The following is a 13,073-nucleotide window of genomic DNA, read 5'->3' on the forward strand; positions in this document are numbered from 1 at the left end:
GCACTGCAATAATAACCTTCTTCGCGACAGGCTATCGCCCATGCAAAAGTTGTACTGTTGCCGTGTTTTTATCACACAAGCGGAAAATTATTTTCAACTTACCTTTCATGGCGTTAACCAAAACAGTGTTTAGTTGAATAGCGATCTGCATGCTGCTAACGGCACATCCCGCCAAAGACAAGCTAAGGTAATTGGCTGACAGTTTCTTCCCTTTACTGCGCGCGCATGCCTTCTGTTGCGCAGTGATCAAAGCCGGAAAAGGATGAGATATGAGCAAACTATTTTCAGAAGTGACCCTGGGGCGTGTGACGCTGGATAACCGTATTGTAATCGCACCGATGTGTCAGTATTCGGCTGATGAAGGTAGAGCGACCGCCTGGCATCGCATTCATCTCGGCAACCTGGCGCTCTCCGGGGCCGGGCTGCTCATTATCGAAGCGACCGCTGTTGAGCCGGAAGGACGCATTTCGCCTGAGGATCTTGGATTGTGGGATGATGCTACCGAAGAGGCGCTGCGCGTAGTGCTGGAGGACATTCGCCGCTATTCGCCAATAAAAATTGGTATTCAGCTTGCGCACGCCGGGCGTAAAGCCTCAACAAGTGCGCCGTGGCAGGGCGGTAACCAGCTCTCGCTGCAAGAGGGGGGATGGGAGACGCTCTCCGCTTCCGCTCAGGCCTATGAGAAAACAGAACGTCCACCGCAGGCGATGAGCCAAGCGGATATGGCGCGCGTCAAGCAGCATTTCGTCGACAGCGCTTTGCGCGCGGTGAAGCTTGGCGTAGAAGTGATTGAGATCCATGCGGCGCACGGTTATCTACTGCATCAATTCCTCTCCCCGCTCTCAAATGAGCGCGACGATGAGTATGGCGGCAGCCTTGAAAATCGCCTGCGTTACACCGTAGAAGTATTCCGCGCGGTGCGCGAAGCGGTACCGGCTTCCGTGGTGGTGGGGATCCGTCTGTCGGCCACCGACTGGGTGGAGGGCGGCTGGGATATCGAGCAATCCGCAGCGCTCACCGAGCAGATCGAAGCGGCCGGCGGAGACTATGTGCACGTCTCCAGCGGCGGGCTTTCGCCGCTACAGCAGATCAGCGTCAAAGCGGGTTACCAGGTGCCGTTTGCTAAAGCGCTGCGCGAACGGACAAAGATGCCGGTTATCGCCGTGGGGTTGATCACCGAAGCAGAGCAGGCGGAAGCGGTTCTGCAACAAGGCGAGGCGGATCTGGTGGCGCTGGCGCGCGGCATGCTTTATGACCCGCGCTGGCCGTGGCACGCTGCCGCAAAACTGGGTGGAGCCGTCAATATTGCGCCGCAGTATCAGCGCGCTGAGCCGCACGGTGTGAAAGGTACGGTGAAATAGCAATAAACAGGCGAGTTTGCCGCTGTGACAAACTCGCCTGGTGTGCTTAGAGGGCGTGGCTACACGCCTTTACTGACCAGTTGCGCGGCTTTGAGGAAAACCTCTTCTTCAACGCCATCTCCCCGATCGCGTCCCTGACGCTCAATTTCACGCACAATATTGTCCCGATTGAGAGGCTGACGCGCTGCAACCAGGCCAATCACCGCTGCACCAATGGCTAATCCAATGAGTCCCGTGTGCTCATCATTGAACTTCATACCCTGTCCTCCCTTCTTGCCCCTGCCAAAAATAGCACACCTGCTGCATTTGTAGCCAATCGGCCCGCACAGGGGAGAAGAAGCAGAGTCCTCTATTTTTTGCCGTTCGGCTTCAGTTGCTCGCCTGCCTGTAACTTAAATAGCTCATCATCACGGGTGGAGTAGCGCACGCTGCCATCCGCCATCAGATAGGCGCCTTCGGTGAAGCCTGCGCCATTAATAAAGGGGGCAACGGCGTCAGGCTTACCGCGATGCGTGGCTTCGAGCGCCAGCAGCGCATAAGGGGCAATGTTGTCGATATTGGCGTAAACATAGCGGCGATCGTCGATGAAGAAGTTGTTCAGCCTTTTGCTGGCTAAAATATTGTCTGCCACCTTATCTGCCAGCGTGAGATAGCCTTTATCACCCGTTGCCTGCGACAAATCAATCAGCGCGAAAATAGTGTACGGCTCGCTATTTTGCGTCTGCAGATTGAGCCGGCTGTTTTTACCGCCCGGTTCACCAATATCGCCAAGCCCCTGACCGCGCGCAATGCCGCGCGCCACTCCCCAGATCTCATCATCCTGCGCCAGCGTCCAGGCACGGGCATAAGAGAGCAGAAACTCGTTGCCCGCCGGGTAGGGCTTCAATTCACTGCCCTTTTTACCGTAATAACCGTCACGTTTCAGGTGATAGCCCGAGAGATCGGTGCCGTTTGCCAGCATTGGCCGAAAAGTATTGGTTTTCTCATCGTAGGCGTAATGAGCAAAAGCCTTCAGACCATCCAGCGTCCATTTTTTGAGATCATCCCCTTTATTGCCCAGCGACTTTGCCAGCGCCAGCTGCATTAACGCATTCTCCGAGTAGAGGGTGCTGGTTCTGCCTTTCAGCATCATATTCCCCTCCAGCGCCGCCGCGCCAAACTCCGGGCCAAATTGACGCTGCGCGCGGTCGCCATACTTCGAGTTGGTGTCGCTATCATCGGTGGTTTCCGCACGTTTAAGCGCCTGGGTGAATTGATAAACGCCAAGCCCGGTCTTCTTATCGCGCGGCAGGACATACTGCTCTGCCAGCCTTTTTGCCCAGGTCAGCGCGCCCTGATCGCCCTCATATTGATAGAGCAGAGAGGCGGAGTAGATCAGGTCATTACCGGCATTGAGAAAACTGAGCCCTTTGGTGGCGAAAAAGGGGGGCTGCTGTTCGAACTCGCTGGCCCATAATTTGCCCATGGGTTTGCCATATTCACCGTGGCGACTGGTCTCGAGTATTTTCCAGTCATAAACATGCGCATTCCAGAAGGCGCGTATAAAACGCGCCGTCGCCGCCTTGTCGACAGAGAACATCAGGGCATACCAGGGATAGGCATTTTTCAGCTCATGCACCTGCTCTTTTTCGCTCGGCCCCTCAGGTTGCAGCGTGTTGAGATCGATAAAACGGTGCCCGCCCCACAGCAGTAATCCGCTCTCATCCTGATAATGCTGGAAGTAGTAACGGACATTATCCTCCGCGCGTTTCTTATACTGCGGATCGCCAGTTAACTCACTCAGCCCGACCAGCACGCGCATAAAATTTTGCTGCGCAGAGAAGTTCGACAATACCGCCGTTCTGCCATCCGGAAAGATCCACTCCAGCTGCTTGCCGGTGCGTGGATCGACGCCATCGGCCAACAGGGGAACATCCGGATGGTGTTTATCGCTGGCTTTAGCGATAACCGCATCAGCGAAGGCTTTCACACTCTCCAGCCGCACATTTTCTTGTGCCTGCGCCTGCGAGGAGAATAACGCCGCGATGCCAACCGCAAGCGCTACACTGCTATTTTTCATCATTAGGCTATTCCTTATGAAAATAAGAGTTTCAGAAGAAACCCTTAATTTAGCGATGCGGCTATCAGAAATTATATTTCACCCCGACGCGATAACGTGTCTGGCGCTCATCGGTATATTTACTGCCAGAGACATTACCAATCGCAACATAAGGCGACCAGTTTTTATCCAGCTTATAGGTGAGTTTAACATCATGCGTCCAGTCGTAATTCTCGTTATCCGCAATTAACACACCCGCAGAGGTGGCATGTTTATAGTCGAGTTCATAATCGAGTTGATAATCTTTAAACAACTTCCAGGAGATCGCCGCCGTCAGGTTGTAGCCGTTCTCGCTGGTCTGTTTATTAGTGCCGATATTATTGGAGTTACGCTTGAAATAGGGACGATAACGCAGGGTCGCGCTCACATCGCTGTCGAAGTTTACTTTGCCGCGCAGATAGGGGCGGTAGTTGTTAGCCGATGAGCTGCTGTCCAGCGAGAACCCCGGTTCAAGCTGAAAAGTGGGGTTGATCTTGTAGACATAGCTGGCCACCACTTCGGTGCCGTTACTGAGGGTCTCATGGTAGGCCTTATCTTTATCCTGCGATCCTTTCCATTTCCCCTCCAGCGACAGGCCAAAGCCGTTAGCGAAGCGGTGAGACATTAACAAGCGGTCTTTGTGATTATTTCCTCCACTGTCATTCATTTCGTGGCGATAATCAAAGGTGACGGCGTGGGTAGCAAGAGTGATAAAAGGCAATGTGGCTATTAATAATGTGCGCAACATACAATCCCCTATTATTTTTCTCAAAGGTGCAAGATGTTCTCTGCAGTAACGCAGACGGTTTTAATAAACATGGTTCGAGTAAAACAGCCGGGTGTGAGCCGGGATTATTAGCAAGCTTAATAATGCTCTTTAATATAATGATGAATTAATGATTGCCGCATAAAATGCGTCATTCTGTTCACCATTAAGTGGTGTGGTGCCGGGTGCCTCCCGGTGAATTGGGGGCCAATAACCCCAATCCGTCCATAAAAATGAAACGTTACTGAGCGTGACGTATATCAGCATGACCCCGCCGCTGAGGGGGATTCACCACACAAAATACGGTGTTAAAAGTGTAAGCGCTCTTCAGAGATAAAATCTGTAAAACGCGCTCTCTAATAAGTATCTCTTGGAACACACTTTTACACATTTTGAAATAGCGTTTTGAGACTGCGATCGAACATTTGTTAAGCATGGTTGTTTTTATTTTTTGGTTTTTTTAAAGATAATCCTGGTCTTTTTAAGTTTATAAATAACAATGGTTTATCTATTTTAACTCGTTTTTTTATTTCAGGTTTTTTTATGGATGACCGCAGGAAAAGTAAATTTATTCCTGGCTTAAGTTCTAGGCTGCAGGAAAAAAAGTAGCGTCGGGATTCACACTCCGGAAACTTAAACAAAGCCTAAACGAAGTGAAAAAGCTATATTGCGTTGATTCAGGACATCCTTAACACTCAGGAAAAAATACCCTGCGCGCTTCGCAGGGAAATAAAATAATTACCTCTGGAGCTGCACTATGACAATCTACGGCAAAGATCGCCTTTTCATCTTTGGCATTGAGCAAATCATCCGGCAATTGCATAAAGAGAGAGGCGAGCCATATCGGAGCCGCGAGCTGGCTATTTATGTCACCGCCGGGATGGATATTGTCGAGATGTACGGGCTCTTTTTTTCCCGACCGCCGACGCACTACGCGATTTTTATCTCCGCCGAGCGTCATTTTGACTCTCTGACGTTACTCTTTCCGGGGCTGGTTAAACTCTGCCTCGCAGAGAGCGTGAGTGTTGACGATCTGCGGCAGGCGCTGAACGTCATGAGCATGCTCTGCAGGCAGAATCATTCACCGGGATATCGCCACGACAGCTTCAGATTTACCCGCGCCGAGCAGCAAATTATGCGGCTGATCCTCGGTGGCCACTCCCTTGACGACATTGCCCGCATCCGTGGCGTCAGCCCCACCACCATCAGCGTGCAGCGTAACAGCCTGATGAAACGCACGGGTACTAAAAGTCTGCAGGCGCTCTGCTCGCTCTACAGCGCAATGCGCAGCGGCGAGGCGCTGGCCTCCTAAAAGAGCAGCGCGTGCAGCAGCGTACGTAGCAGAATGCCGACAATCGCGCCTGCAAGCGCGAAGCGGAAGAGGCGGACAAAGCGGCTGGCGATTCCGAGGAAAATACCGATCCCCGGGAGATCCAGGGTTTGCACCAGAAAGCCTGCCGAGGCGTTAATCTGCGCCGCCGTCAACTGCCCGTGCTGCGCCATTTCAGACGCAACGCCAAAGTAAGCGGTGCCGCCGGCCAGGCATTTGGTCAGCGTCAGCAACACATAGACCGGTGAGATGTGAAAGAAGGAGATCAGCGGCGTCAGCAGGGCGGTTAACGCCTCCACCACGCCCGCCGCTTTTAAGATCCCGACCACCGTCAGTGACAGCAGCAGCATCGGCAACGAGCCGAGCGATAAACGAATCGCATCTGCGCCCGCGCCGTTAATCACCGCAATCAGCCCGGCGCGCGGCTTCTCCTGCGACAGCTCACCCTCTTCATCGCGCAGCGTAGCGCCGGAGAGCTTGCGCCCGGCAAGATAATAGGTAAATGATGAAGCCGCCAGCCCGCCAATCAGCGAAATGCCAATCGCAGCGCCCCAGTGCAGGCCGAAGGGCGTGAGAGGATAGAAGACATTGGCCTGTCCCATGGCAAACACCATGGCCAGCGTCGCGGCGAGATGACGATCCGAGGTTCCGCGCCGCTCCATAATCGCCAGCGCGGCGAGCGGAGCAGCAAAGCTGACAAAGTTAAGCTGAATAAGGGCAAATATGCCCATCCCGCTAATGCCAAAAGGTTTGAGAGCCGGGGAGGTAATGCGGACAATTGCGTCCAGCACACCCTTCTCCTCGAGGTACTTCATAATGATGAGCATCACCACCATGATCGGCAGCAGGGTATAGAGGGCGACATCTACGGATACCCGACCCGCCGACATGATGATTTCGATGATATTCATTAACCGCTCCGGTGAACTTGCGTGCCGGGCATTCTACACCCGTCAAAAGGCGAGCAGGATCACAAATTAAAGTGGTTGAGCGGTGAGTGATGCGGTGTATTGAATGAAATAGCCGAATATTAAACGCCCGGCGTAGCGTAGCCGCCCGCGATAAACCAGGTCAGAAATACCACGGCGACAATAAATACCAGCACGGGAAACGCGATACCAATTCTCATAAAACCTCATTCAATTTTGCCAGCAGGGGAGTGTGGGAGCGCCGCATTGCCTGCGGCGGCACAACGTTAGCATAAATGGGCAGATAAGGCGGATAAAAATAGGGGGCTTTGATGGCAATTAATCCATAACCCCCGCGCACGAGGCGTCTTCACAGGCGGTAAAAAAGGTTCGGCGACAGTAGAGTTGCAGCACGCGCTCTTCGGGGATCAGGTAGCCTTTGCCCTCCACGCGCAGAATAAAATCCTCAGGCAGATCAAACGCCGCCAGTTTGCGCTTCAGGTTATTCATCACCTGCCACAGCCGCTGGCTTGAGCAGCTCAGGCCATTATTTTCCCACACCTGCGTTTGCAGCGTTCTGTCTGCCACCACGCGGCCCACGGCGTGCGTCAGCAGAAAGCTAAGCAGGTTCGCCATGGTGGCGCGTAAATAGTCAGCCTTGCGCGGCAACGCGTAGTTAATGAGGCGTTTTTTAAACGGCAGATACTCCACCTCATGATTGTTGCCGAGACGGTAGCCATATACCGAGAGTGATTCCATCATGTTCGTCCAAAGGGATGCGTTCTGCTAATTACATCGGCCTTTTGACGCAGAAACTAAAATTAGCGGTAGTTTGACGGGATTGCCTGCGTCCATTCGGTCGCGGTTTTGACCAGCTCTGCCACCGTTCCGCGGTGAAAACCGAGGCGATGGCCCAACGCGCTGACCTCTTCCCACTGATGGTTTTCATATAGCTCAATCAGCTGCAAATAGGGGTAGAGCGGCCCTTTTTGCGCTTTCAGCGCCATCATCACATTGTCGGAAATATCGATCTGGCTTATCAGGTCAGCCATCGGCATTTCAAAAATGCTGTCGAGTTGCGAAAAGAGTCCGACGATAAAGGCGTCATCTGCCGAGTGGCGCGTAATCGAGTGTGACGACGCAAGCTCGCAGAATCTGGCGCGAATCAGGCTCTGCTGGTAGATCTCGCCAATCTCCTCTTTATTCACCGAGGTCAGACAGGAGACCAGCACGAAGCGGCGCAGCTCATTGGCACCGAGATAAAAAATAATATCTTTTAACGACTGGCTGCGGACGTTTTTAATTCCGCGTGCGTTAAAAACAATATTTTGCGCATAGCGCATCAGCTTAAAGGAGAGGGCGAGATCCTGTTTTAGCAGCGCCTCGATACGGGCGAAATCGGGCTTATCGGCATTCACCTCTTTCATCAGTCTCAGGGTGATTGCCTGATTCTGGATCAGCTTGTTCGCTGCATGGATCACCGGGCGGCTGAAGAAGTGGCCCTGAAACAGAGTGCAGCCGAGGTTTTTGTAGCGCTCATACTCCTGCTGCGTCTCCACCTTTTCGGCGAGAAAAAGAGTATTACGGAGTAAATGCGCTTTTCCCTGAATATAACCGCCGATCTCCTCAGGCGTATTGTTGCGCACGTCGAATTTAATAATGTGAATGAAGGGCAGGAAATCATTCCACGTATCACCGAGCGCGAAATCATCCAGCGCAATGCGAAAACCCTGCGCGGAGAGTTTTTTGATGCTCTCCAGCAGCAGCGGCGTCGGCTCGGCGGTTTCGAGGATCTCAACAATCACCCGATCTTTTGGCAGCGTTTCCGCCATTCCCTGCACCAGCAGTTCATAAGGGAAGTTGACGAAAATCGCACTGTACTCTTTTAACCGCCCCAGCGGTGCGCCAAGAAACTGTTCAACAATAATTTGCGCAGTCGCATACTCCGGTGTGACGTCAGGAAACCGGTTGGTCATACTGTCCCTGAACAACAACTCGTAGCCGACTGTGTTCATATTTGCATCAAAAATCGCCTGGCGGGCGACAAAAGAGAACATTCGATACTCCACTCACAGATGCCTGCAAATTATAGAAACGTCGGTGGCGCGCAAACCTGAACCGGGCGAACCTGTGCTATTTTTCCAGCGCCTGAAAGGGAAGCCTGGACGAAAACCGCAAAGACGCAAGCCGGATAGGGGAAAGGCGATATCTTTTGTAAACTTCTGCAGAATTTAAGTCAAATTCCGCAGTGCGAAATAATATCTGCTGCTCTATTTCCAGGCAACTCAAGCAAAAAATAAGCAGACCTGCGGCGATCGTGCTGAGAGATGGGCAAAGTGTATGGTTAGCCGCGCTCTCACTTCTACCCTTATATAGCGGTTGACAACTGGGTGAAAAATAAACGTGATGACTATCACGCCTCTCGTTAACAGCAGCCAGAAAGTATGATCGAAATCATATATTCACGCACAGGTATTATTTTTCTCTTGTTAGGAATTTTCCGATAGCTTAATGTGGGTTTACCCCAGCAAAGAGCTAACACCACCTCAGAGTGAGTGCCGGAGATAAGCGCCGGGCGGGGTATAACAGTGTCAGATATTCAACATCCAGGTAAAGTGTAATAAAAGGCCCCGTCAGTAATGGCGGGGCCTCTTCTTTTTAGCCGCTCAGGCTGTCATCAGAAGTGGGTGTTGATGCCCATAAACCAGGTACGGCCCGATTCATTATAGGTTTCTGCACCCGCGCCATACATATAGCCAGTATTGCCGCCGGTGCTTTGGGCATTGCCCGCGCGCCAGTGGCGCTTATCAAACAGGTTATCAACACCCGCGGTGAGGCTGACGTTTTTGTTCACGTCCCAGGTGCCGCTGAGGCCGACAATGCTGTACGGGCTCACTTCGTTAGTGGCGGATCCGGTCACGCGCTGGCCTTTGTAGTCATACTTCTTAGGCTGCTGCTTGCCATACCAGGTAAAGGTCGATTGCAGAGAGACATCCTGTGTCACCTGCCAGCTCAATGTTGAGTTGAGCGTATATTCCGGAATGATGGAGAGCCGCTCGCCGGTGGTTTTGTTCTTGCTTTGCAGCATATAGGTGAAGTTATTGCTCCAGGCCACCGTTTCAGAAACCGGCACGTTCAGCGTACCCTCCAGCCCTTCAACCACCGCTTTCGGCACATTTTCCCACTGGTAGATATCGGTTTTGGTCGCACCCGCCGCCGTTTGCGCCATCGGAGAGTAACCCGCCTCAATCTTATTGCGGTAATCGTTACGGAACCAGGTCACACCGGCCAGCCAGTCATCATGTTTGAACTCAAGACCGATCTCTTTATTGATACTGGTCTCCGCTTTCAGGTCGTCGTTACCCATCATGTAACAACCCACGCCGTTACCGCTGGCGTAACACCCCTGGCCTTTACTGTAGAGAATGTAGTTCGGGTTGGTCTGGTAGAGGCTCGGCACTTTATAGGCGCGACCAATGCCCATCTTCAGCGTGAAATCATCGCCTAAACCCTGCGAAAGGTTCAGCGACGGGCTCCAGTTATCGCCGACAATGGTGTGGTGATCGAAACGCAGCGCCGGGGTCAGCATGGTGCTGTCGGTTAGCTCCATATTATCTTCGGCAAAAATGGAGTAGATATCAGCGCTTGAGTAGGGGCTACGGTTGGTGCCGTTCAGACCGCTAATTGGCCCGCCCTGGAAAGCCTGAGTGTTGGATCCCAGATCTTTCATCCGCTGCTGGTTCCACTCGGTGCCCAGCGTCAGCGTCTGGTTAACCAGCAGATCCAGCGGCAGGTTAACCTCGTTGTGCAGCATCACATCGGAGAGATCGATATCGGTGAATTTATTGCTATTGAACAGCCCCTCCGTTCCCCCGGCCAACCCTTCGCCGAGGCGCGAGTTGCGCGTGTGCTCATACTGGATCCAGTTGCTGGTGGTGATGCCGTTATCCCAGCCGCCGTTCCAGGTGACGGAGTAATTCTGACGATAGAGACGGTTGGTCTCTTTGCCGTAATTCTCGCGCACGTAGTTATTGCTCCGGCTGTCGTTGTTGGTGTTTTGTGTATCGCCCGCATAGAGGTTGCCCTGGCGGCTGTAGCCTGCCTGGAACTCCAGCGACTGCATTGGCGCGAAATCCCAGCGCACCACGCCGTTAATATCTTTATTGATCGCGCCTTCACGCCCGGCGGCGAGGGTATCTGCGTAAATCCCGGTGCGTTCAGACTGGTGATCACGGTTGATATCCCAGGCATCGGCCTGGGTTTTTGCCAGGTTACCATAGAGACGGAAACTGACATCATCGCCCAGCGGGCCGCTAAGGCTAAAGTCGGTGCGTTTGGTGGCGCCTTCCGCTTTATGCTCCGGCGCGTTGAAATAGGCGTTCCATGAACCATGCCATTCGTCGGCGCTATCTTTTTTGGTGATGATATTCACCACGCCGCCCGCCGCACCGTTACCGTAGCGCACGGCGGCCGGGCCGCGGATCACTTCGATGCGCTCAATCATCTCTGCCGGCACCCAACTGGTGTCGCCGCGGCTGTCGCGCTCGCCGCGCCAGCCTAAGCGCACCGAGTTACGGCTGGTGACTGGTTTGCCATCAACCAGAATCAAGGTGTTTTCCGGGCCCATACCGCGAATATCGATCTGACGGTTGTTACCGCGCTGGCCGCTGGTGGCGTTGCCGGTTAAGTTCACGCCTGGCATCTTACGGATAATTTCCGACACATCGCGGGCGGGCGGGTTCTTACGGATCTCATCTGCGGTAATGGTCGACACGCCGGGCGCCTGAAGATTCTGCTGTGCCGCCGTCACGACGATGGTGTCTGCGCCGCTGGCGTCGCCAGTTTTCTCCTCCGCCGCCATCACGGGCAGTGCCGCGCCGTAGATCCCGAGGTTGACCAGTAAGGTCAGGGATTTCATCTTTTTATTCATTATGTTACCTGCGTTCCTTTGCCGTATCCCCGTAACTCTCCATTCCCAGGGGAGAGGAGACGGCAGTGATGAAGCCCGCGCGCGGCGATCCTCTCAATCCTGAGAAAAAAGGCCTGCGGCTGGCAGAGTTAGGTGAAAGACGCGCTTCCCACAGCGCGCCAATACGCTATTGCAAATAAGAATAGTTATCAATAATATTATCTATAAATTTTGAGCGACAAAGATAAGTCCGCAGCGATTTGGGGTTAAACCGTGACGTCAACGACGGGAAGCGATGCCTGGTGGGCGTCAAAACAGGGGCCGGAGTGGGTGAAAACCGCCGACGGGCGCTATGAAGTGACCTTCTGGTGGCGCGATCCGGCGGGGTCAGAGCAGGCTTCGCGCCTGCGCCGGGTCTGGATCTACATCACTGGCGTGACCGATCACCATCAACAGGCGCAGCCGCAATCGCTGGCACGCATCGCCGGAAGCGATGTCTGGTGCTGGAAAACCACTCTGGAAGCGGGCTGGCGCGGCAGCTACTGCCTGATCCCGTCTGAACAGGATAACGATTTCGCTGATACCGTATTTGCCAGCGTGCCGCCGGATCGCGCGGCGCTGCGTGAAGGGTGGCGCAAACTGCTGCCACGCGCCATTGCCGACCCGCTCAATGCGCAGAGCTGGCGCGGCGGGCGCGGCCATCCGGTTTCGGCGCTGGAGATGCCCGACGCCCCGCTCCAGCCCGGCTGGCAGGCAACCGATACCTCTTTTATCCCTCCTAAGTTACTGCACTGGCAGAGTCCGCGGCTGCAAAACCGCCGCCGCGTTTGGGTCTATGCCACCGGCGAGGCGCAGGGGGCTGAACGCCCGTTGGCGATCCTGCTCGACGGCCAGTTCTGGGCCGAGAGCATGCCAGTGTGGCCTGCGCTGGCCGCGCTGACTCACGCCCGCCAGTTGCCGCCCGCGGTCTATGTGCTGATTGACACCATCGATAACACTCATCGTAGCCGCGAGCTGCCCTGTAATCCTGACTTCTGGCTGGCGGTGCAGGAGGAGCTACTGCCGCTGGTGCGGGAGATTGCGCCCTTCAGCGATCGCGCCGATCGCACGGTGGTGGCGGGGCAGAGCTTCGGCGGGCTTTCGGCGCTCTATGCCGCGCTGCACTGGCCGGCGCGCTTTGGCTGCGTGCTGAGCCAGTCCGGCTCTTACTGGTGGCCCCATCGCGGCGGCGAGGGTGAGGGGCTGCTTATCCAACAACTCAAACAGGGTGAAATAGGCCCGCAGGGGCTGCGCATTGTGCTGGAAGCCGGGGTGCGCGAGCCGCTGATTTTTCGCACCAACCAGACCCTTTTTTCCCTCTTACAAGGCATACAGCAGCCGGTTTTCTGGCGTCAGGTTGACGGCGGACATGATGCGCTTTGCTGGCGCGGCGGGCTGACGGCGGGGTTAATCACCCTCTGGCAGCCGCGGTAACGCCAGGGCGCTTTTCCACGACAGGAGTTTGCTATGGAGTTCACCAACCCCTTCGATCATCCGCAAGGGCGGTTTTATATTCTGCAAAACAGCGCGCAGCAGTGCAGTTTGTGGCCCGCGCAGTGCGCGCTGCCCGCAGGCTGGCACATCCTCTGCGAGCCGCAATCGCAGTCAGCCTGTACCGACTGGCTTGCCGCACACTGGCAGAGCTTAACCCCGGCGCACTATGCGCACCCCCACGCGCAATAA

General features: G+C 54.4%; 12 protein-coding genes. 4 read left to right on the top strand and 8 right to left on the bottom strand.

Features of this window, described 5'->3' with window-relative positions; all coding sequences use genetic code 11:
* Positions 1 to 269 precede the first annotated feature (269 nt).
* The gene (locus tag HF650_RS06555) at positions 270 to 1,361 is read left to right on the top strand and encodes an NADH:flavin oxidoreductase/NADH oxidase (RefSeq protein ID WP_187801688.1); all 1,092 of its coding nucleotides are present in this window, start codon (positions 270 to 272) and stop codon (positions 1,359 to 1,361) included.
* Positions 1,362 to 1,420: 59 nt separating this feature from the next.
* Here HF650_RS06555 and HF650_RS06560 read toward each other — a convergent pair whose 3' ends face one another.
* The 3 genes from HF650_RS06560 to HF650_RS06570 all read right to left on the bottom strand — a co-directional run bounded on the left by HF650_RS06560 (position 1,421) and on the right by HF650_RS06570 (position 4,186).
* Entirely contained in the window at positions 1,421 to 1,618 is a 198-nt protein-coding gene (locus HF650_RS06560) for a hypothetical protein (protein ID WP_187801689.1), read from the bottom strand.
* Between the two features lie 92 nt (positions 1,619 to 1,710).
* Positions 1,711 to 3,420 carry a pectate lyase gene (locus HF650_RS06565; protein WP_187802621.1) on the bottom strand — a complete coding sequence of 570 codons (1,710 nt, stop codon included), beginning with the start codon at positions 3,418 to 3,420 and terminating at the stop codon, positions 1,711 to 1,713.
* Between the two features lie 64 nt (positions 3,421 to 3,484).
* Positions 3,485 to 4,186, bottom strand: a complete 702-nt coding sequence (locus tag HF650_RS06570) for an oligogalacturonate-specific porin KdgM family protein (RefSeq protein WP_187801690.1) — start codon at positions 4,184 to 4,186, stop codon at positions 3,485 to 3,487.
* A gap of 775 nt (positions 4,187 to 4,961) precedes the next feature.
* Here HF650_RS06570 and HF650_RS06575 point away from each other — a divergent pair.
* The gene (locus tag HF650_RS06575; protein ID WP_187801691.1) at positions 4,962 to 5,516 is read left to right on the top strand and encodes a LuxR C-terminal-related transcriptional regulator; all 555 of its coding nucleotides are present in this window, start codon (positions 4,962 to 4,964) and stop codon (positions 5,514 to 5,516) included.
* On the opposite strand, the gene HF650_RS06580 is transcribed toward HF650_RS06575, so the two are convergent.
* The 5 genes from HF650_RS06580 to HF650_RS06600 form a co-directional block, all read right to left on the bottom strand.
* Positions 5,513 to 6,445, bottom strand: a complete 933-nt coding sequence (locus HF650_RS06580; protein ID WP_187801692.1) for a nucleoside recognition domain-containing protein — start codon at positions 6,443 to 6,445, stop codon at positions 5,513 to 5,515. The two genes, HF650_RS06575 and HF650_RS06580, sit on opposite strands and share 4 nt — an antisense overlap.
* A gap of 119 nt (positions 6,446 to 6,564) precedes the next feature.
* The gene (locus tag HF650_RS06585; RefSeq protein ID WP_023479085.1) at positions 6,565 to 6,663 is read right to left on the bottom strand and encodes a YoaK family small membrane protein; all 99 of its coding nucleotides are present in this window, start codon (positions 6,661 to 6,663) and stop codon (positions 6,565 to 6,567) included.
* A 118-nt stretch (positions 6,664 to 6,781) separates the two neighbouring features.
* Complete coding sequence (locus HF650_RS06590) at positions 6,782 to 7,204, bottom strand: helix-turn-helix domain-containing protein (RefSeq protein WP_223284281.1); 423 nt, start codon at positions 7,202 to 7,204, stop codon at positions 6,782 to 6,784.
* Between the two features lie 59 nt (positions 7,205 to 7,263).
* Positions 7,264 to 8,499, bottom strand: coding sequence for an HDOD domain-containing protein (locus tag HF650_RS06595; protein ID WP_187801693.1), 1,236 nt, complete (start codon positions 8,497 to 8,499; stop codon positions 7,264 to 7,266).
* A gap of 620 nt (positions 8,500 to 9,119) precedes the next feature.
* Positions 9,120 to 11,372: a TonB-dependent siderophore receptor gene (locus HF650_RS06600; RefSeq protein ID WP_187801694.1), complete on the bottom strand. Its 2,253-nt coding sequence runs from the start codon at positions 11,370 to 11,372 to the stop codon at positions 9,120 to 9,122.
* Positions 11,373 to 11,624: 252 nt separating this feature from the next.
* Between HF650_RS06600 and fes the strand changes: the two genes are divergently transcribed.
* Both fes and HF650_RS06610 read left to right on the top strand, forming a co-directional pair.
* Entirely contained in the window at positions 11,625 to 12,824 is a 1,200-nt protein-coding gene (gene fes / locus HF650_RS06605; protein WP_187801695.1) for an enterochelin esterase, read from the top strand.
* 33 nt (positions 12,825 to 12,857) lie between these two features.
* Positions 12,858 to 13,073, top strand: coding sequence for an MbtH family NRPS accessory protein (locus tag HF650_RS06610; protein ID WP_187801696.1), 216 nt, complete (start codon positions 12,858 to 12,860; stop codon positions 13,071 to 13,073).

It is taken from the genome of Kosakonia sp. SMBL-WEM22 (genome assembly GCF_014490785.1).
Taxonomy (GTDB): Bacteria; Pseudomonadota; Gammaproteobacteria; order Enterobacterales; family Enterobacteriaceae; genus Kosakonia.